The 20,027-nt window shown below is 64.5% G+C and carries 16 protein-coding genes; 15 read left to right on the plus strand and 1 reads right to left on the minus strand.

Annotated features, from left to right (window positions below; all coding sequences use genetic code 11):
• Nucleotides 1-183 precede the first annotated feature (183 nt).
• Nucleotides 184-1,041, minus strand: a complete 858-nt coding sequence (locus ABS769_RS15825) for a 2OG-Fe(II) oxygenase (RefSeq protein WP_317062317.1) — start codon at nt 1,039-1,041, stop codon at nt 184-186.
• A 187-nt stretch (nt 1,042-1,228) separates the two neighbouring features.
• Between ABS769_RS15825 and ABS769_RS15830 the strand changes: the two genes are divergently transcribed.
• The 15 genes from ABS769_RS15830 to ABS769_RS15900 all read left to right on the plus strand — a co-directional run bounded on the left by ABS769_RS15830 (nt 1,229) and on the right by ABS769_RS15900 (nt 19,881).
• Complete coding sequence (locus ABS769_RS15830; protein ID WP_043889440.1) at nt 1,229-2,707, plus strand: hypothetical protein; 1,479 nt, start codon at nt 1,229-1,231, stop codon at nt 2,705-2,707.
• Between the two features lie 78 nt (nt 2,708-2,785).
• Complete coding sequence (locus ABS769_RS15835) at nt 2,786-5,455, plus strand: TonB-dependent receptor domain-containing protein (RefSeq protein ID WP_317062316.1); 2,670 nt, start codon at nt 2,786-2,788, stop codon at nt 5,453-5,455.
• A 158-nt stretch (nt 5,456-5,613) separates the two neighbouring features.
• Nucleotides 5,614-6,429, plus strand: coding sequence for a type II secretion system protein N (locus tag ABS769_RS15840; RefSeq protein WP_317062315.1), 816 nt, complete (start codon nt 5,614-5,616; stop codon nt 6,427-6,429).
• On the plus strand, nt 6,426-8,522 hold the full coding sequence (gene gspD / locus ABS769_RS15845) for a type II secretion system secretin GspD (protein WP_317062314.1): 2,097 nt from the start codon (nt 6,426-6,428) through the stop codon (nt 8,520-8,522). Before ABS769_RS15840 ends, gspD begins: the two co-directional genes overlap by 4 nt.
• 4 nt (nt 8,523-8,526) lie before the next feature.
• Entirely contained in the window at nt 8,527-10,014 is a 1,488-nt protein-coding gene (gspE, locus tag ABS769_RS15850) for a type II secretion system ATPase GspE (protein WP_317062313.1), read from the plus strand.
• Nucleotides 10,001-11,197 carry a type II secretion system inner membrane protein GspF gene (gspF, locus tag ABS769_RS15855; protein WP_317062312.1) on the plus strand — a complete coding sequence of 399 codons (1,197 nt, stop codon included), beginning with the start codon at nt 10,001-10,003 and terminating at the stop codon, nt 11,195-11,197. Before gspE ends, gspF begins: the two co-directional genes overlap by 14 nt.
• Nucleotides 11,198-11,225: 28 nt before the next feature.
• Entirely contained in the window at nt 11,226-11,690 is a 465-nt protein-coding gene (gene gspG, locus ABS769_RS15860) for a type II secretion system major pseudopilin GspG (RefSeq protein WP_317062311.1), read from the plus strand.
• Nucleotides 11,691-11,741: 51 nt separating this feature from the next.
• Nucleotides 11,742-12,200 (plus strand): GspH/FimT family pseudopilin, encoded by a 459-nt coding sequence (locus ABS769_RS15865; RefSeq protein WP_430544175.1) that lies wholly within the window; start codon nt 11,742-11,744, stop codon nt 12,198-12,200.
• Complete coding sequence (gene gspI / locus ABS769_RS15870) at nt 12,184-12,564, plus strand: type II secretion system minor pseudopilin GspI (protein ID WP_317062309.1); 381 nt, start codon at nt 12,184-12,186, stop codon at nt 12,562-12,564. Before ABS769_RS15865 ends, gspI begins: the two co-directional genes overlap by 17 nt.
• Nucleotides 12,561-13,184, plus strand: coding sequence for a type II secretion system minor pseudopilin GspJ (gene gspJ / locus ABS769_RS15875; RefSeq protein ID WP_317062308.1), 624 nt, complete (start codon nt 12,561-12,563; stop codon nt 13,182-13,184). Before gspI ends, gspJ begins: the two co-directional genes overlap by 4 nt.
• Nucleotides 13,181-14,173, plus strand: a complete 993-nt coding sequence (gene gspK / locus ABS769_RS15880) for a type II secretion system minor pseudopilin GspK (protein WP_317062307.1) — start codon at nt 13,181-13,183, stop codon at nt 14,171-14,173. The genes gspJ and gspK overlap by 4 nt, the downstream gene beginning before the upstream one ends.
• Nucleotides 14,170-15,258: a type II secretion system protein GspL gene (gspL, locus tag ABS769_RS15885; protein ID WP_317062306.1), complete on the plus strand. Its 1,089-nt coding sequence runs from the start codon at nt 14,170-14,172 to the stop codon at nt 15,256-15,258. The genes gspK and gspL overlap by 4 nt, the downstream gene beginning before the upstream one ends.
• A complete protein-coding gene (gene gspM, locus ABS769_RS15890) occupies nt 15,255-15,731 on the plus strand; it encodes a type II secretion system protein GspM (protein WP_317062304.1) in 477 nt (158 codons plus the stop codon). The genes gspL and gspM overlap by 4 nt, the downstream gene beginning before the upstream one ends.
• 32 nt (nt 15,732-15,763) lie before the next feature.
• Nucleotides 15,764-16,447, plus strand: a complete 684-nt coding sequence (gene gspN, locus ABS769_RS15895) for a type II secretion system protein N (protein WP_317062320.1) — start codon at nt 15,764-15,766, stop codon at nt 16,445-16,447.
• A 725-nt stretch (nt 16,448-17,172) separates the two neighbouring features.
• Entirely contained in the window at nt 17,173-19,881 is a 2,709-nt protein-coding gene (locus ABS769_RS15900) for a TonB-dependent receptor (RefSeq protein ID WP_317062302.1), read from the plus strand.
• The last annotated feature ends 146 nt before the right edge of the window (nt 19,882-20,027 follow it).

A 20,027-nucleotide genomic window follows, 5' to 3' on the forward strand; every position in this document is an offset into this window, starting at 1 on the left:
GTCGCGGGACACGCCGCAAGTACGTCCATGTAGGCTCTTACGCGGCATCCATGCCGCGTAAGGTCCCGCGACGGTGGGCGGGCAAGGGCCAGTCGAGATGGTCGGTGTGCATGTTTTCAAGCAACCAGCAAACTGTCTGGTGCGGTGTCCCGCAAGCGGTGAGGGCACCGCGCGCTCGACTGACTAGGGCAAACGCACCGCGCGTTCGCGCAACCACTTGGTTGCGACCCACTTTTCGCCGGCCAATACTGGTGCGCCGGCATGCAGGCTGCGCGTCATCGGATGCGGGCGGTCGTAGCTGAAAAATACTGCGTTGCCTTTGACTGCGGCCACGTCCAGATGTGCATCGGGAAAGCGCGTGGCGCCGCCGCGTTCGGGCGTGTTGAGATACATCACCAGCGATGCGAGGCGTTGACCGCCGGCCTGCAACAACACCGGCGTGCCGGCGGCGGTTGGGTCGAAATAATCGTAGTGCGGCTGATATTCCGCGCCGGTGGCGTAGCGCAAGACCTGTAATCCTTCGCCGTGGTCTACCGGCCAATCGAGCAGGCGTGCGATGCGCGCTTCGATGCGCTGGCATAACGCGTCCTGGCCCAGTTGCAGACACATGCTGTGACTGGTGCGCGCGGCGTGCACGATCTGCGCGCCATTGTCGTTGTCCACCGTGCGCGAGCGTGCCAGGCGTGGTTGTGCCAGTGCGATCAAGGCATCGCATTCGGCATCGGACAGAAAATCACCCAGCACCACCACGCGCGGCAGCAGCAGGCTGACCAGTACACGCACTTGGCGGTCGCCCAGATCCAGCAGCGAGGCATCGTTGTCCTGCAACAGCGCAGGCACGCGCACCGGTACCGGCAGGCTGTTTGTCACTGCATGTTGCTGGATGTGCTCACGCAGCAATGCTTCTACCGCGTCGATGGCGTCCTGCTCGTTCCAGCCCTGATCCAGTAGCGGTTGTAGCGCTTGCTCGGGCGGTTGGCCAGCCATTGCATGCGCAATGATCCAATCACCCAGGGCGGCGGGAATAGTGGTCGATGTCATCACCCTACAGTGCATGCCAACGTGTGGCAGCTTTATGTCAAATGTGTCGCGGTAAGACAAATGCAACACATAGCCCCTATAAAAGTGACGGGGATCTTGAACGTGCTCGCCACTGCAGTGCGCGGAACGCCACCAATTCTTGACGACTCCTCTTCATACCGGACCTTTTGACCTGGAGATCAGCCGCATGGCCGTTCGCAACAGCAGCAAGACATTATTGATGACGTTTGGTACCGCACTGGCGCTGTCCGCCTGCGGTGGTGGTGCCGATCGCGTCGCTTCGCCTGGCGAGGGCGCGTTTCCGCCCGCACCGACACCCGCTCCTGCACCGACCCCGGCGCCCACGCCGGCACCGACGCCTGCGCCGGCACCGACCGGCCCGGCTGCGGATTGCCCGACCGGTTTTTCCAATGTCGGCACCATCGCCAACAACACGCTGCGCGCCTGCCAGTTGCCGGACACCATCACCGGCAATCTGGTTGTACCGGCACGTGCAGGAACTGCGTATTCGATCAGTGGCCGCGTCAACGTGGGGACCGACCGCGGCGGCAATGCCATTGCACCGGCTGCCGGCAGCGCGCAGGGCATCTTGACGATCGAGCCGGGCACGACCTTGTACGGCTCGTCGGGTAGCGATTACATCGTGGTCAATCGCGGCTCGCAGATCTTTGCCGAAGGCAGCGCGACCGCACCGATCGTGTTCACCGCGCGTCAGGCGCTGGACGGCACCGTCACCGCCAACACCATCGGCCTGTGGGGCGGCATTGTGGTGTTGGGCCGCGCGGCCATCAACAACTGCCCGGGCACCACCGTGTCAGGTACGCCGGAATGCCAGGCGCAGGTGGAAGGCACCAACGCGTTCTACGGTGGTAATAGCGTCACCGACAACAGCGGTTCCATGCGCTATCTGCGCGTGATGTATTCGGGCTTCGAAATCTCGCCCAACAACGAGCTGCAGGGCATCACCCTGGCCGGTGTGGGTAACGGCACGCGTCTGGATTACGTGCAGATCCACAACAGCTCCGACGACGGCATCGAATGGTTCGGTGGGTCGGTCAATGGCAGCCATGTGGTGATCACCGGTGCCGACGATGATTCGCTGGATACCGATGCCGGTTGGAACGGCGCCTTGCAGTTCGGCATCGTGGTGCAGCGCGCCGGTGGCGGCGATCGCATGAACGAGTGGAGCAGCCTGCGTCGCCAGCCGTATTCGCGTCCGAAGGTGGCCAACTTCACCTACGTGGGCAATGCGCGCGCCGGTGCGGCGATCATGCTCAACCAGGGCACGCAGGCCGCGTTCTACAACTCGGTGTTCACGCGTCCGGCGGGTGGCACCGGCGATGGCCTGGTGTGCTTCAACCTGGCCGATGCCGACACGCTCGGTACCTTCAATTCGGTGTTCTTCGCCTGCCCGACTGCGTTCGGCAGCGATGCGCGTGCGGCCACCCAGTTTGCGGCCGGTACCAACAACGTTGCCAACGGTGTATCCACGTTGCAGAACACCTTCGTCAATGGCGCCAACGAGACTGCCGTGCCGGCGTTCCAGGGCTTGAACGGGGTGAGCAGCTTCTTCCAGCAGGTGAACTACATCGGTGGCGTGCGTGATGCCAACGACACCTGGTGGCAGGGCTGGACCTGCGGTCTGACCGCCGATCGTCCCTGCTGAGGCACAGCATCACGCGGCGGCCCGACGGTCGCCGCGTGATGCGTCCAGCTTCATCTTTCAGTTGCCAGGGCTCCCACGATGCGAACCTCCGCTGTCGCCCGTCTTTCGCGGACGGGCCTGTCTCTTTCCATTTCCACCTTGCTGTTTTCCGGCGCTGCGCTTGCTCAGTCGACCACCACCGATGCCGGCTCCGCCAGCGGCAGCGCCAGTACCAGTACCAGTACCAGCACCACCAGTGCGCCCAAGCAACTCGACCAGGTCGTTGTGCGTGGCGAGTACATTCCCGAACCGATGCTGCAGACCTCGGAGGTGGCATCGTTCGTCACCCGTGAGGACATGGAGCGCACCGGCGACAGCAGCGCGGCGGTGGCGCTGACGCGTGTCACCGGGCTGAGCCTGTCGCGCGGCAAGTATGTGTATGTGCGCGGCCTGGGCGAACGCTATTCGTCGGCATTGTTCAACGGCTCGCCCTTGCCCAGCCCCGAGCCGATGCAGCGCGTGGTGCCGCTGGATCTGTTTCCCAGCGATGTGCTGGCCAGCGTGACCGTGCAGAAAACCTATTCGGCCGATTATCCGGGCGAATTCGGCGGCGGCGTGATCGATCTGCAATCGATGACGGTGCCGGATAAACCGTTTCTCTCGCTTACGGTGGGCGGCGGCGTCAATAGCGTCAGCACCGGCGAAAAAGGCCTGACCTATTACGGCTCCGGCGATGACGAGTGGGGCTACGACGACGGCACCCGCAAGCAGCCTGCCGCGTTGCGCGATGCGATCCAGAGCGGCCGGCGCGTCGACCTGGGCAGTTTCTCGCGCGAGGACATCCGCAGCATCGGCCGCAGCTTGAACAATGCCAACCTGTACGTGCTGCAGGAAAAGGACAGCATCGCCCCGGACGTCAATGTCGGCGGCAGCGCCGGCTACAGCATGGATGTGGGCGAAGCCAAGCTGGGCATCATTGCGGTAGCCAGCTACGACAACGAATGGCGCACGCGTACCGGCAAGCAGCAGGACGGCATCTTTGTCGGCGATACGGTCGAGTTCAATTCCAACTACGACTTCGCCACCACCCGCAACAACGTGCGCACCAACGGCATGCTGGGCCTGGGTTGGGAATACGGCCGCCACACCATCGGCTGGACCACCTTGTATGTGCACGACGCCTTGAAGGTGGCGCGTAGCCGTGCCGGCCGCGATGAGCTGGCCGGGTTCGATGTGCGCGACGACAACACCGAATGGTACGAGCGCCAGCTGATCAACAACCAGTTGCGCGGTACGCATGCCTTCGGCGAATACGATGATCTCAAGATCGAATGGCGTGCCGCAGTGGCCAATGCCAGCCGCGATGTGCCGTACGAAACCGGCATTCGTTACGAGTTGCTGGATGGCTACTGGGCGCACGATGCATCGCGCGTGCAGAACTACACCCGTTTCAGCAAGGTCGACGACAAGGTGGCCAGCGGTGGCGTGGATGTGACCTGGCGCCTGCCGATCGAGCACGACCTGACCGTCAAGGGTGGTCTGGCTTATCTGGACAACGACCGCACGGCGTGGAGCCGCGAATTCCGCTTCCTGGCGCTGGATGGCCCGCTGCCGTTCTACAACCAGTTCCAGCGTGTGGATTACCTGATCTCCGATTTCAACCTCAGCAACGATCTGCTGCGCCTGCGCGAGACCACCGGCAGCTTCGGTGCGGCCGCGTACGATGCGACCTTGAAGGTCAAGGCGGCGTATCTGCAGGCCGAAGGCGAGATCGTGCCGACGCTGCGCGCCACCGTCGGTGTGCGTTACGAAGACGCCACCCAGGCGGTGCATCCGTACGACATCTTCACTGGCGTGCGCCAGGACAGCGTGGCACCGCTGGAGAACAGCTACGCGCTGCCATCGGCCACGGTGACCTGGAACTTTGCCGAGAACCAGCAGCTGCGCTTTGGTGCGTCCAAGACCATCGCGCGCCCGCAGTTTCGCGAGATGGCGCCGCAGCAGTATCTGGACCCGGATATCGACCGCCAGTTCTTCGGCAACCCGTTCCTGGTCGATAGCGAGCTGGTCAACCTGGACGCGCGCTACGAGTGGTTCTTCGAGCCGGGCGAGTATTTCACCGTCGGCGCGTTCTACAAGAGCATCGACAAGCCGATCGAAGCCATCGTCAACGATGCGCCCGGCGGCGGCATCGTGCAGAGCTTCATCAATGCGCCCAAAGCCACGCTGTACGGCGTCGAGCTGGAAGCAAAGAAGTATCTGGACCTGCCGATCGCGGGCGACTGGTGGGGCGACAACCGGGTGTTCGTGTCTGGCAACTACACGCGCACCAAGTCGGAGGTGAGTGCCAGCGATGGCGACACCGTGCAGCCGTTCGGCTTCACCGCGCCGGTGCAGGCGACCTTGTTCATCCGCGATGGCTCGGCCTTGCAGGGGCAGTCCGACGACATCGCCAACCTGCAGATCGGTGTGGAAAGCGAAAGCACCCACAGCCAGGCCACGTTGATCGCCAACTATGTCGGCGAGCGGGTGTCGGCGCGTGGCCGCCCGGGACAACCGGATTACATCGACAAGCCGGGCACCTCGCTGGATCTGGTGATCAAGAAGGGTCTGGTGTGGTCGGGCAATACGCTGTCGCTGAACTTTGCGGCACGCAATCTGCTCAAGACCAAGTATCAGGAATACCAGAGCCTGGGCAGCAACCGGGTGGACCTGTACGAGTACCAGCCCGGCGTGACGTATGACCTGAGTGTGACAGCGCGCTTCTGATCCAACGCGTGCTGCTGTCACGCAAACGCCCGCTATGCATCGCATGGCGGGCGTTTTGCGTTTGATGGTGTGTCGCCGTGTGTCGGCATGTGTCATCGGTTTCTTCGAACTGACACATTGCTGCCGCATTCTGTCATCCGACCGCAATCCTGAGACGGATGTCCGCTTTGCAGCGCGCTTTGCCCTCCTTGAAACCCGTGATGACGCTGCGTGGTGTTCGCACTGCGGTGGCCTGCGTGCTGCTTGCGGTGTTGGCGCTGCAGTGCGCGCGCTTGCTGTGGGTGTTGATCACACCGATCGGGCCGTTGGGCACTGGCCAGGTCGCCACGGTAACTAATGCGGATCTGCCCGCACTGCGCCGCGATGTGTTCTATCGCAGTGTGCCCGAGAGCAACAGCGACGGCATCGTGTTGCATGGGGTACGCGCAGGCGGTACGCAAGCGGCCGCGTTTTTGAGCAATGGCGATGGCAAGCAAGGCGCGTATCGCGTTGGCGATGCCGTGGTGCCTGGCGTGGTGGTGCACGCGATCGCGAGCGATCACGTGTTGCTGCGTGCAAGCAACGGCGTGCGGCGTCTGGCGTTGGTGGAATCCACGGCGGCGGCGTCGAGTGCATCGCCTGCAGCGAGCGCGACAGCGGCGACAAACGCGGTACCTGCGGTGATGTCGAATGTCGGCACAGTGGCTGGCGTGGCCGCAGCCACGGCCGTTGACCCGCAACAACTGCTGACGACCGCCGGCCTGCGTGCAAGTACGGATGGCAGCGGCTTCACCGTGATGCCGCGCGGCGATGGCGCATTGCTGCGCCAGGCCGGCCTGGCACCGGGCGATGTGCTGACTCAAATCAATGGCCGCACGCTCGATGCCGAACACCTGCGCGAGCTGCAGGACGAACTGCGCGATGGCCAGGCGGCCACGCTGACCTACCGCCGCGACGGCCAGACCCACACCATGACCTTGAAGCGCCCGCAATGACTGCTGTTCGCCCTATATGGCTGCTTTCAGCCACGTTGTTGTTCGCACTGCCGGCCGTGCCGATGGTGTCGCTGCATGCCGCCGATGCGCCGGCCGTGCGTTTACAAGATGTGGACCTGCGCGCCTTCATCCAGGATGTGTCGCGTGCCACCGGCATCACCTTTATCGTGGACACGCGCGTGCAGGGCACCGTCAATGTGGCGCGTGCGCAGGCGATGTCGGAAGAGGATTTGCTTGGCATGCTGCTGGCGGTGTTGCGTGCCAATGGCTTGATCGCGGTGTCCAGTGGTCCTTCGACCTATCGCATCATTCCCGACGACACCGCAGCGCAACAGCCTGGCAGCGCAGCCAACGGCAACCTGGGATTTGCCACGCAGGTGTTCACCCTGCAGCGCGTGGATGCACGCAGCGCCGCGGAGATCCTCAAGCCGTTGATTGGGCGCGGAGGCGTGATCATGGCGATGCCGCAAGGCAATAGCCTGCTGATTGCCGACTACGCCGACAATCTGCGCCGCGTGCGTGGCCTGGTCGCGCAGATCGACACCGACCGCGCGGCGATCGACACGGTGACCTTGCGCAATAGCTCGGCGCAGGAACTGGCGCGCACGCTGACCTCGCTGTTCGGGCAGGCTGGCGAGCGCAGCAATGTGCTGTCGGTGTTGCCGGTGGAAAGCAGTAATTCGCTGATCGTGCGCGGCGATCCGGCGCTGGTGCAGCGCGTGGTGCGCACCGCGGTGGATCTGGACGGACGCGCAGAGCGCCGCGGCGATGTCAGCGTGGTGCGTCTGCAACACGCCAGTGCCGAGCAATTGCTGCCCGTGTTGCAGCAGCTGGTCGGGCAGACGCCAGGCAATGACGCGCAGCCTGGGCAGGATGCGCGCCCGACTGCCGTGGATGTGGCAGCCGCTGCCGGTGGTGCACAGACGCAGGTGATTGCACCGGCTGCCGGCAAGCGCCCGGTGATCGTGCGTTACCCAGGCTCCAATGCCTTGATCATCAATGCCGACCCGGAAACCCAGCGCGCCTTGATGGATGTGATCCGGCAACTGGACGTGCATCGCGAGCAGGTCCTGGTCGAAGCGATTGTGGTAGAGATCTCCGACACCGCCGCCAAGCGCCTGGGCGTGCAGCTGCTGCTGGCCGGTCGCAATGGCACCGTGCCGTTGATCGCCACGCAATACAGTGGTGCAGCGCCGGGCATCGTGCCGCTGGCCGCTGCGGCTGCCGGCACGCGCAGCAACAATGGCGAGGAAGATTCGGTGCTGGAGCAGGCGCGCAATGTGGCCGCGCAATCGTTGCTGGGGTTGAGCGGTGGATTGATCGGCCTGGCCGGGCAAAGCAATGATGCGGTGTTCGGCATGATCATCGATGCGGTCAAGAGCGACACCGGCTCCAACCTGTTGTCCACACCGTCGATCATGACGCTGGACAACGAGCAGGCGCGCATCCTGGTCGGCCAAGAAGTGCCGATCACCACCGGCGAAGTGCTGGGCGCGGCCAACGACAACCCGTTCCGCACCATCCAGCGCCAGGACGTGGGCGTGCAGCTGGAAGTGCGCCCGCAGATCAATACCGCCGGCGGCATCACCCTGGCGATCAAGCAGGAAGTCTCGGCGATTGCCGGGCCGGTCAGCACGCAGTCGTCGGAGCTGGTATTCAACAAGCGCCAGATCGAAACCCGCGTGGTGGTGGAAAACGGCGCCATCGTCGCGCTGGGTGGACTGCTCGATCAGAACGACCGCCAGACGGTGGAAAAGGTGCCGTTGCTCGGCGATGTGCCCGGCCTGGGCGCATTGTTCAGGCATAAATCGCGCAATCGCGACAAGACCAATCTGATGGTGTTCATTCGCCCGACCATCATCCGCGATGCGGCCGATGCGCAGCGCATGACCGCGCCGCGCTACAACTATCTGCGCGACCGCCAGTTGGCCGACGGCGATCCGGAAGCCGCGCTCGATGCACTGGTGCGCGACTATCTGCGTGCACCGCCGCCGCAGTTGCCGGCCGGGCCATCATCGGTGGCGCCAGCACCGCCACCAGCACCAGCACTAGCACCCACGCCTGCGCCCAGCGCACGTCCTTTGCAGCGCTGATGCCATGAACACCGCGCGCGCCAGCATTTCCTACGCGTTTGCCAAGCGCCACGGCGTGGTGCTGCTCGGTAGCGACAGCGCTGCGCAGATCGGCCTGCGCGAAGGTGGCGATGTGCAGGCCTTGATCGAGCTGCGGCGTGCGCTCGGGCTGCCGTTGCAGGTACGCACCTTGGCGCCATCGGTGTTTGACCGACATGTGTCGGAGATCTACGCCGATGCCGGCATGGAGCAGGGCGTGCAGGTGGAGGCGCTGGATCTGCACGGCAGCCTGGATTCGTTGATCGACGATATCCCCACTGCCGATCTGCTCGACAGCCAGGACGATGCGCCGATCATCCGTTTGATCAACGGCATCATTGCCGAAGCCGCGCGCCTGGGCGCCTCGGACGTGCATCTGGAATCGTACGAATCGCGCTTGCGCGTGCGCTTGCGCGTGGATGGCGTGATGCGCGAAGCGGCCACGCTGCCCGGACGCATCGCCCCGCTGCTGGTGTCGCGCGTGAAGGTGATGGCACGCCTGGATATCGCCGAAAAACGCATTCCGCAAGATGGCCGCGTTTCTTTGGTGATGGGCGCCAAAGCGTTGGATGTACGTGTCTCCACACTGCCTACGCGCAGCAGCGAGCGCGTGGTGCTGCGCATCCTGGACAAGGAGCAGGGCACGCTGTCGTTGGCGCAGTTGGGCATGCCGCCGGCGGTAATGCACACCGTGCAGCGCGCCTTGCAGGTGCCCAACGGCATCGTGCTGGTCACTGGCCCGACCGGCTCGGGCAAGACCACCACGCTGTATGCGGCGCTGAGCCTGCTCAACGATGGCTCGCGCAATATCCTCACGGTGGAAGACCCGGTGGAATACGCCATTGATGGTGTTGGCCAGACCCAGGTCAACGCGCGCGTGGGCATGACGTTTGCGGCCGGCTTGCGCGCAATCCTGCGGCAGGACCCGGACGTGGTGATGATCGGCGAGATCCGCGATACCGAGACCGCGCAGATTGCCGTGCAGGCCAGCCTCACCGGCCACCTGGTGCTGTCCACCGTGCACACCAACGATGCGGTGGGCGCAGTCACGCGGCTGCGCGACATGGGCATCGAACCGTTCCTGCTCGCGTCGAGCCTGCGGCTGATTCTGGCGCAGCGCCTGGTCCGTCGCCTGTGCACGCAGTGCCGCACACCGCGCCCGCTGGATGCCAACACGCGGCAGATGTTGCAGGCGCCTGACGATGCAACCATCTATGGCGCCGTGGGCTGCGCGGCCTGCCACCACAGCGGTTATGCCGGGCGCGTGGGCATCTACGAAGCCATCGCGGTGGACGACGCGATGCGCCGCCTGATCGGCGACAACGCCGACGAAGATGCCCTGGCTGCAGCGGCCTTCGCACGCGCAGCGCGCCTGGGCGATGCCGCGCGCGCGGCGGTGCTGCAAGGCCTCACCACGCTGGAAGAAGCGCTGCGCGTCACCCGCCAACAGGACGATGCGCATGCCACGGTTTGATTACACCGTGCTCGATCTGCACGGACACAGCCGCCAGGGCGTGATCAGCGCGGATACGGTGCAGGCTGCGCGTGCGCAACTGGAGCAGCGGCAGTGGGTGCCGGTACGCGTGGAGGCGGCGGTGGCGCCCAGCAGCGTGCGTCCGGCGCGTTTCAGCGGCAAGGATCTGGTGCTGTTCACCCGGCAACTTGCCACGCTGGTGGAAACCGCACCGCTGGAAGAAGCGCTGCGCACCATCGGCACGCAATCCGAGCGGCGCGGCGTGCGCCGGGTGACCAGCCAGACGCACGGGCTGGTGGTCGAAGGCTTTCGCCTGTCCGATGCGATGACACGCCAGGGCAACGCGTTTCCGCCGTTGTATCGCGCGATGGTGGCCGCGGGCGAAAGCGCCGGTGCGTTGCCGCAGGTGCTGGAGCGGTTGGCGGATCTGTTGGAGCGGCAGGCGCAGGTGCGCAGCAAGCTGCAGTCTGCATTGGTCTATCCGGCGGCGTTGGCGTTGACCGCCGGTGCGGTGGTGATCGTGCTGATGACCTTCGTGGTGCCCAAGGTGGTGGACCAGTTCGATTCGATGGGGCGTGCGTTACCGTTGCTGACGCGCATGGTGATTGGCGTGTCGAACTTTCTGTTGCATGCGGGCATTCCGTTGCTGGTGGCATTGGTCATTGCGGTGATCGCGGCGCTGCGGCTGCTCAAGCGCCCGGAGCTGCGCCTGGCCGCCGACCGCGCGGTGCTGCGTGCGCCCTTGCTCGGCCGGTTGATCCGCGATCTGCATGCCGCACGCATGGCGCGCACCCTGGCCATCATGGTCAACAGCGGGCTGCCGTTGATGGAAGGTTTGATGATCGCCGCGCGCACCGTCGACAACCGCGCATTGCGGCTGGCCACCGACAACATGGTCACCGCGATTCGTGAGGGCGGCAGCCTGGCCGCGGCGATGAAGCGGGCGGGCGTGTTTCCACCGACGCTGTTGTACATGGCCTCCAGCGGCGAAAACAGCGGGCGCCTGGCGCCGATGCTGGAACGCGCCGCCGATTATCTGGAGCGCGAATTCGAGTCGTTCACCACCGCGGCGATGAGCCTGCTGGAGCCGGCCATCATTGTGCTGCTTGGCGGCGTGGTGGCGGTGATCGTGCTGTCGATCCTGCTGCCCATCCTGCAATTCAACACCCTCGCGCTTGGTTGAGCGCGGCCGCCTATCCTTGGAGATCCTCATGCAGTCCATCCATCCTCGCGCACGCTTCGGCTCGCTCACATCGTGCGGGCGCATGCGCGGCTTCACCCTGGTCGAGTTGATGGTGGTGATCGTCATCATCGGCCTGCTTGCCACCGTGGTGATGATCAACGTGATGCCCAGCCAGGACCGCGCCATGGTGGAAAAAGCGCGTGCCGACGTGGCGGTGCTGGAGCAGGCGCTGGAAACCTATCGCCTGGACAACCTCGGCTACCCGAGCACCGAGCAGGGCTTGCAGGCACTGCTCAACGCGCCGAGCGGATTGACCCGGCCGGAGCGGTATCGCCAGGGTGGCTATATCCGTCGCCTGCCGGAAGATCCGTGGGGCCATGCGTATCAGTACCGTCGCCCGGGCCGTAGTGGTGGCTTCGATGTGTACTCGTTCGGCGCCGATGGCGTGGAAGGCGGCGACGCCGACAATGCCGATATCGGCAACTGGCGCTGAGTTGCAACGGTGCTCGCGCAAACGGCCACTGCAAGACAATCACCGGTGCGCATGTCGCCTGCGCGCACGCGCGGCTTCACCTTGCTCGAACTGCTCGCGGTGCTGGTGATCACCGCACTCGCCAGCACCTTGGTGGTGATGACCTTGCCCGATACACGGCGCGATCTGCACGACCAGGCCGATGCGTTGGCCAGCGCCCTGCTGCACGCACGCGACGAGGCGATCCTGAGCCTGCGCATGGTCGAGGTGACTGTCGATGCGGGTGGATATGCATTCCGACGTCAGGCGCAGCAGCGTTGGGTGCCACTGGATGAAAAACCTTTCGCCGCACTGCGTTGGCCAGCTGGCGTGCAGACCGCGTTGCCGGTTGGCGGCACCCAAGTGAGCGTGCGTTTCGATCCTACCGGCGCGGCCACGCCGCAACGCATCGCGCTGGCCCAAGGCCAACAACAGGTGCAGGTCCTGGTGGATGCAGCCGGCGTGGTGCGGGTCGATGCGCCACAACGCTAATCGCCATGACAGCGCTGGATTCTCGCTGCTCGAACTGATGGTCGCGCTGGCGATCTTCGGCATGGCCGTGGTTGGCTTGCTGAATTTGTCCGGCGAAAGCACGCGCACTGCCGTGGTGCTGGAAGAGCGTGCGTTGGCTGCGGTGGTTGCAGAGAATCAGGCAATCGAAGCGATGCTCGCGCCCACGGCCACAGCGCTGGCACCGGCGAATGGGCAAGAGACCTTGGGTGGCCGCAGGTGGGACTGGCAGCGAAAGTCGATGCCGGCCGGCGGCGCAGGCATTGTGCGGATCCAGGTGCAGGTGCGGGCCGCAGCCCAGGCGCAGGAAATCGCCAGCCTCAGCGTCTTGCGGAGCGCCGAATGATCCGCGCACGTCGTGCCGCACTGTGCACCCGTGGCAGTGCCGGCTTCACCTTGATCGAGCTGCTGGTCGCACTGGCGGTGTTCGCACTGGTGGCGGTCGCGGCAGTGGTGGTGATGCGACAGAGCATCGATCAGCGCGATGCGGTACGTGCGCGCCTGCAGCAGATTCGCGAGTTTCAACTTGCGCATGGTCTGCTGCGTAGCGATTTGCAGCAGGCCGCTGTGCGGCGCACGCGTAACAGCGAGGGCAGTGCTGCACGCACCGCGTTCGTCGCAAGTCCGCCCGGTGCGCCCGGGCCCTTGTTCGGTTTTGTGCGGCGCGGTTGGAGCAACCCGGATCAGGCGCCGCGTGCGTCGTTGCAGTATGTGGAGTACCGCGTGGTCGATGGACGCCTCGAGCGCAGTGCACGCCCCGCACTCGATGGCGCAGTTGCCGGCACGCCGCAGGTGGTGCTGCGTGGCGTGCGCTCGGCGGTGGTGGGGTTTCACTATCGCGCGCAGTGGAGCGATGGCTGGAGCGGCGGGCTCGAGGCACTGCCGGATGCGATCTCGCTGGAGCTGGACCTGGAGCAATGGGGCCGCGTGCGTCAGCTGTTCGTGCTGCCGGAGGGGCGCGGGTGAAAGCTTTGAACGCAGGTACGCAGCAACGCGGCGTCGCACTGCTGACGGTGTTGCTGCTGGTCGCAGTGATGACGCTGCTGATGGTGGCGGTGCTGGACGATCTGCGCTTCGGTCTGCGTCGTAGCGGCAATGGCGAGGCGATGACGCAGGCGCAGTGGTACGCGCTGGGCACCGAAACCATTGCGCGGCAACGTCTGCAGGCATTGGCCAGGCGCGACCCGATGCGCACCACGCTGGAGGGCGGCTGGAACGATCAACCGATCACCTTCCCGCTGGACGACGGCGCGGTGAGCGTGCGTCTGCGCGACCGCGGCGGCTGCTTCAATCTCAACAGTGTGGTCGCCGGTGCTCCCGAGCAATGGCAACGCAACGACGAGGGCGCACGCCAATACATCGCGTTGCTGCAGGTACTCGGCATCGCGCCGCAACAGGCGCAGGCCTTGAGCGATGCGCTGGTGGACTGGATCGACAGCGACAGCCGGCCCGGTGCGCAAGGCGCTGAAGACGATCGCTATCTGCAATCGGCGGCGCCGCTACGCACCGCTGCAACCTTGTTGGCGGGCGTCAGCGAACTGCGCGCCATCGTCGGCTATACCCCGCAGGTCATCGCGCAGTTGCGGCCGTATGTCTGCGCATGGCCGGAAGGGCGCTTGTCGCCGATCAATATCAATACGCTAGGCCTGGACGATGCGCCGGTGCTGGTGGCGCTGACCGAAGGCGCGCTGGAATTGCCGGCTGCGCGACGCGTGATTGCCGCGCGGCCTGCCGGAGGATGGCGCGATGCCAGGACGTTCCTGAGCCTGCCTGCGCTGATCCAGGCCGAGCCTTCCAATGCAGTGCTGGAACAGATCGAACTACGCACCCGTTATTTCTCCCTCTACAGCCAGGTCGACCATGCAGGCGCGCAGGTGATGCTGGATGCCTTGCTGCAACAAGACCCTGCGGGGCGCGTGCGGCTGGTGGCACGCCAATGGAGTTCCGACGAATGAGTACCACCTTGCTGTTGCTGACCACCGATGCCACTGCGCAGGCTATCGCCGTGCGTGTGGATGCGCATGGCCAGGTGCTGTCGCAACGCGCAGCCAGCGCGCCGTTCGAAGCGTCTGCACGCTGCGTGCTGCTGGTGCCGGGCGTGGACGTGCAGTTGCGCTGGCTGAAATTGCCTGGCCGCAGCACCGCGCAATCGATAGCCGCCGCACGCCTGCAACTGGCCGACCATCTGGCCGTGGAGACGCAGACCTTGCATGTGGTGATCGCCAAGACTGCCGAAGCCGATGGTACGCGCCTGGTGGCTGCGGTGGAGAGCGCGGTGATGCAGCAGTGGCTGGCGCGCGCAGCGCAGCTAGGCGTCGTCCCCGATGCCGTGGTGCCCGACTGTCTGCTGCTGGAACCTGGCGCTGACGGTGCGGCGGCAGTGATGGACTGGGATGGCCGTTGGCTGATCCGTGCCGCAGGCCTGGCCTGCAGCCTAGAGCCCGAGGTTGCACGCATGCTGCTGGGCGAGCGCGCACCGGTACAGCCACCAACGCCTGATCCTGCGCTGGCGATCGCCTGCTTTGCGCGATGCGCCACACACGCGCCGATCAATCTGCTGCAGCAGGCATTCGCCGCAAAGCCGGCCACCGCGCAGATGGTCACGCCGCGTCGTCTTGCGGCATTGGCCGCGCTGGTGTTGCTGTCGCCACTGCTGCTGATGCTGGCGCAGACACTGCGCTACGAGATCGGCGTGCGCATGCTGCAGTCGCGCGCCGCCGCACAGTTGGGCGTGCACGACACAGCGGCGATACCGGCAGCGCTGCAGGCACGTCGGCATGCGGGTGCGGCGGTCGATACCCTGGCGGTGCAGCTCGGCACCTTGTTCGCCGCAGTCGATGCGATTCCCGCTGCCGAACTGGATCAGCTCGACTATCAATCCGCACAGCCGTTGCGGGCCACACTGCTGCATACCGATGCCGCCAGCGTGCAGCAGTTTTCCGCGCGGCTGGCAGAGGCCGGATGGAAAGTGCAACCAGGCACCAGCCAGAGCGAAGACGATCGCATGCGCACGCCGTTCGTAATGGAGCCGCTGCGATGAATGGAGGTTTGCAACGCGGCCAGCAATGGTGGCAGACACGTGCGCCACGCGAACGGGTGATGCTGGGCGTGATGTGCGCCGCAGTGGCCGCGTTCGTCGGGTGGTATGCGCTCTACATGCCACTGCGGCACTGGCGTGCGCAGGCACAAGCGCGCTATGCAAATGCGGCGCAGTTGGTACTCGATGCGTCTGCGCAGAAGTCGGCAACCAAGCGCCCCACCGCACCGGGCAAAGCCGCGCTGGCGGACATCATCGCAAGCAGCGCACGCGATGCCGGTGTCGGCATCACCTCGCAACAGCGCAGCGCTTCGGGCCGGTTGGAGGTGCAGATCGATGCGGTGAGCGCCACCACCTTGTTCGCCTGGCTGGAACGGCTGCGGCAAGCGCATGGCCTGGCACCGACGCAGCTGAGCATCGTGCGCGACCAGGGCCAACTGCGCGTACGCTGCCGATTTGCGGAGCCCGCACCGTGACGCGCACGCGTTGGATCCTGGTATTTCTGCTGATGCTGTTGGTCGCGCTACTGGCATGGCTGCCACTGCGCCTGGTGCTGCCACGCGAGGGGCTGCCGTTTTCGGTGCTGGAAGTGGATGGGCCGGTGTGGGCCGGTAAGTTGCGGCAGGTGCAATGGCAGGGCATCGCATTCGGCGATGTCGCGGTGCGGCCACGCGTCTGGCCGTTGTTGCGTGGCGAGCGCCAGGTGCACCTGCAGGCCACGCAGCTGCAAGTTCTGCTGGTGGATGGCACGCAACACGGCATTCGCGATGCGCAGGGGCAGTTGTTGGTACGCCAGCCTGCTGGGATGACCTTGATCGATCTGGCATTGGAACTGCAGCAGGTCGAGCTGCTGTTCGATGCCACCCGCTGCGTGCACGCACGCGGGCGGGTCAGCCTGCAACTGCTGCCGAGTGGGGCGGGCGAGCTGCCGGGCCTGCCGCCGCTGCGGTTATCCGGGCAACCGGTGTGCGTGGATGACACGGCGGTGCTGACACTGCTGCCGGACGCCGCGCTGCCTGCAGGCGTGCAGGCAAACGCGCAGCTGCAACTGTGGCGCGACGGACGCTGGCAGCTGCAGTCGCGCGTCGATCCCGGTCAGGACGCGGTGTTGGGCGTGGGCCTGCAACTGCTGGGCTTTGCCGCCACGCCTGAGCGCACGTTGTTGCGCATCGATCAGGGGCAATTGCGCTGAGCGCGGCTTTGCGGGCTGCGCGCCAGGTAGGCTGTCTTCTGCACCATTAGCGTGCATGCGTGATGGCTTGTTGCTTCGTCCAGGCCGATTTGATGGCGCGCATAGCTAGCCTGCTGACAACGTTGTCGGCGTAGCGCCGCCTGTAGTCATTGCAACAGTCAGCTGGTTGCGTTGGTGAGACATTGACGCCGCTTTCGACACGCAGGAACGCCTGAATATGGACTGTGACGCAGCTTCCAGCGAATGCGGTACGTCTGGCACAGTCGCCTGGAACAAAATTGGTCTGGTAATAGCGAATTGGTCATTGACTGGTCCTGTGACAACGATACCCGGGATGCACCCGAATGATCCTGAGCGCATCCACAAAAACCCCTGGGTAAAGGACTTGGCTCTAGTCACGAGGAGCGATCAAACGCTTTCGACAGTGACTGTTGACAGAATCTTTTAAAGACCATAAGAATCAAATCCACTGAATTGGTATTTGCCAGTCAGGGCCGTTGATCAGCAATAGCACGCGATGTCCGTCCTGGGAGGGAGGCGGCATCGGCACCCACGGGGGGCCGTACGGGGTGTTTCTCAAACAACAGATCGCAGGCGGTCCCGTATGTCCGGGACTGGGGGCCTGTGCGCGTGTGGGTGGGTTGCCCAACGCCGGGATCTATCATCGCTGATCGATCGGAATGCCAGTCGCGTCGTCGTCCAGCCATTCCACCTCAGGATCTCCCATGTCACCTGTCTCGCGTGCCTCGTTGCGTTGTTGTTCGCCTTCCTCGCTGTCCATCGCCATCGCGCTGTCGCTGCTTGCCTGCGGCGCCAGCGCGCAGGCGCAGGAGTCGCCGCCTGCAGACGCTGCGCAGATTTCCCAGCTCGATACGGTCAAGGTCACCAGTTCGTACCAGAAGAGCCTGATCACCGCGATGGACAACAAGCGCGACGACGTGCGCATGACCGATGGCATCTCGGCGCAGGACATCGGCAAGTTCCCTGCCGAGAACATCGCCGAGGCGATCCAGCGCATTCCCGGCGTGCAGATCTCCACCATCAACGGGCGCGGTTCCACCATCAGCGTGCGTGGCCTGGGGCCGCAGTATTCGGCCACCATCATCAACGGTCAGGTGATCAAGAGCGCCGATTTCACCGATGGCTTCCGCTACGACATCATCCAGCCGGAAGTGGCCGCCGGGATCGAGGTGATCAAGTCGCCGTCGGCCGACATGGATGCCGGTGGCTTGTCCGGCACGGTCAACATCAACACTACCAAACCGCTGGACTACAAGCAGACCAAGCTGCTGTTTTCGGCCAAGGCGCAATACGCTGAATTTGCCGGCGGTGCGCCCACGCCCAAAGGCGTGCTGACCTATATCGACCAGTTCAAATTCGGTGGCGGCGATCTGGGCGTATTCCTCAGCGCCGGGTATCAGAAGCTCAAGGATCGCGCCGATTATCTGTGGATCGACCGCTGGTATACGCAGCAAACCGACGCCGGCACCTTGTACATTCCGCGCCGCCCGCGCTACCGCTCGATCGAGCGCGAAACCACCCGCAAGATGTTCAACGGCGGGCTGCAGTGGAAGCCCAGCGACAGTCTGGAAATGAACCTCACTGCGCTGTATTCGCAGGACAAGACCGCCAACGACATGAACCAGCTGGTGTACTCGTTCGAGCGCAACCCGCTGACCGTGTTGCAGACCAATGGGCTCACCGCCACGCAGGTGTCGGCGTCGGACTACTGGCTGGAAAACAACCGCCAGATCGAACAGCACGATCTGTCCACGCGGCTGCTGACCTACGACTTCAAGTGGAAGGGCGATGCCTGGACCTTGAGTGGCGCGGCCAATTACACCGAAGGCAAGACCGACGAAAACGAGCGCGCGGCGATCCTGGGCCGCAAGCCGACCTCGACGTTGCTGGACACCTCGAATCCGGATGCGATTTCGCTGATCACCGATGCCGACGCCACCGATGCCAGCGCCTGGGACAAGGCCAATCTGGTGCGTAGCGAATATCCCAATGGCGGCATCCAGTCGCTCAGCAACAAGGAATGGTCGTTGCAACTGGATGCCGAGCGTTATCTGGACCTGGGGGCGTTGAACGCAGTGCGCTTCGGTGCCAAATACCGCCGCGAAACCTTCGACCGCGATGTGCGCCGGCGCGATTTTCTGTATTTGCTCAGGACCGGTGCCGTGTCGGGCTTCGACATGTTCCCGGAACTGTCGGCCGCCAACAGCACGGTGAGCAACTTCCTCGACGGACAACTCGCCTCGCAGGACAGCTGGGTCACCCCGGACATCGCGGCCTACGCGCGCTCGCTGGCGGCTGCCGGCATCACCGTGCCGGTGCTGTTCGCCCCGCAGAGCAGCTACAGCATCGAGAACGACATTTCATCGGCCTATGCAATGGCCCGCATCGATACCGACATCGGCAGCATGCGCCTGCGCGGCAACGTGGGCATGCGGTATGAAAACACCAAACGCACCACCGACACCTATCTCACCCAGGCGCAGGCAGCCAGCGACGACGCCAACGTGGTGATCGGTACCGCGCGCGCGCCGTACGACTATTCCAACTGGTTGCCCAGCCTGAATCTGGTGCTGGACATGCGCGAGGACCTGCTGCTGCGCTTTGCCGCCGCCAAGGTGCTGGTGCGGCCGATCCTGGACAGCAATACCGCCATCGCTTCGACGATCTCCACCGGCACCAATACCGGCGGCACCACCACGTTCATCGTCACCCAGGGCCAGACCGATCTGAAGGCATTGACCGCCGACCAGGCCGACCTGAGCCTGGAGTGGTACTACGGTAACGGTGGCGCGCTGACCGTTGCCGGGTTCTGGAAGAACATCAAGAACGGCACCTTCAACAGCATCGTCTGCCCGGGCGCGTTCAACGGCACCGCACTGTCCAGTAATGCGGCCGGCGACTGCGTGGACGGCGGCGGCAACATCTACGAGATCACCGCCACCACCAACGATCCGAGCAAGGTCAAGATCCGCGGTTACGAGCTGGGCTGGACGCAGTCGCTGGATGCGTGGCTGCCGATTGATGGCTTCGGTGTGACCTCCAACTTCACCCGGGTGATTCCGCAGCGCGATACGGCATTCCAGATCCGCAATCTGTCCGAGCAGACCTGGAACGCCACCGCATACTGGGAAAGCCAGCATTATTCGGCACGCGTCTCGCTCAACCATCGCAGCGAGTACGAGCAGGACAGCAGCGACAGCTTCTTCGCGCGCGAAGGCCACACCATGAAGGCGCGCACGCAGCTGGATGCGGTGCTCGGCTATCAGGTCAACGACAAGTTGAGCTTCCAGCTGGGCGGCCTGAATCTCACCAACCGCACCGAAGAGGCCTACAAGGACATCACCAGCCGTTGGCAGATGACTGGCGTTACCGGTCGCAGCTACTACCTGTCGATGCAGTGGGACATGCTTTGATGGCGGGGGAGGGGGCGCAGCGCCACCGTGCACGGCTGCGTGCTACAGCACGCATTGGATGCAATGCTGCAGCTGTTGTGGAAGCGCAGTTCAAAGATGCTGCGGGTGTTGTGGAAGCGCAGTTCAAAGATGCTGCGGGTGTTGCT

This window comes from Xanthomonas hortorum (assembly GCF_040279205.1).
GTDB lineage: Bacteria > Pseudomonadota > Gammaproteobacteria > Xanthomonadales > Xanthomonadaceae > Xanthomonas > Xanthomonas hortorum_F.

Coding starts and splice junctions, on each gene's coding strand:
- ABS769_RS15825 (WP_317062317.1), bottom strand. CDS start 1,041: ATGACATCGACCACTATTCCCGCCGCCCTGGGTGATTGGATCATTGCG.
- gspM (WP_317062304.1), top strand. CDS start 15,255: ATGAATGGAGGTTTGCAACGCGGCCAGCAATGGTGGCAGACACGTGCG.
- ABS769_RS15840 (WP_317062315.1), top strand. CDS start 5,614: ATGTCCGCTTTGCAGCGCGCTTTGCCCTCCTTGAAACCCGTGATGACG.
- ABS769_RS15830 (WP_043889440.1), top strand. CDS start 1,229: ATGGCCGTTCGCAACAGCAGCAAGACATTATTGATGACGTTTGGTACC.
- gspE (WP_317062313.1), top strand. CDS start 8,527: ATGAACACCGCGCGCGCCAGCATTTCCTACGCGTTTGCCAAGCGCCAC.
- gspG (WP_317062311.1), top strand. CDS start 11,226: ATGCAGTCCATCCATCCTCGCGCACGCTTCGGCTCGCTCACATCGTGC.
- gspJ (WP_317062308.1), top strand. CDS start 12,561: ATGATCCGCGCACGTCGTGCCGCACTGTGCACCCGTGGCAGTGCCGGC.
- gspN (WP_317062320.1), top strand. CDS start 15,764: ATGCTGTTGGTCGCGCTACTGGCATGGCTGCCACTGCGCCTGGTGCTG.
- gspD (WP_317062314.1), top strand. CDS start 6,426: ATGACTGCTGTTCGCCCTATATGGCTGCTTTCAGCCACGTTGTTGTTC.
- gspI (WP_317062309.1), top strand. CDS start 12,184: ATGCGCCACAACGCTAATCGCCATGACAGCGCTGGATTCTCGCTGCTC.
- gspL (WP_317062306.1), top strand. CDS start 14,170: ATGAGTACCACCTTGCTGTTGCTGACCACCGATGCCACTGCGCAGGCT.
- gspF (WP_317062312.1), top strand. CDS start 10,001: ATGCCACGGTTTGATTACACCGTGCTCGATCTGCACGGACACAGCCGC.
- ABS769_RS15900 (WP_317062302.1), top strand. CDS start 17,173: ATGTCACCTGTCTCGCGTGCCTCGTTGCGTTGTTGTTCGCCTTCCTCG.
- ABS769_RS15835 (WP_317062316.1), top strand. CDS start 2,786: ATGCGAACCTCCGCTGTCGCCCGTCTTTCGCGGACGGGCCTGTCTCTT.
- ABS769_RS15865 (WP_430544175.1), top strand. CDS start 11,742: ATGTCGCCTGCGCGCACGCGCGGCTTCACCTTGCTCGAACTGCTCGCG.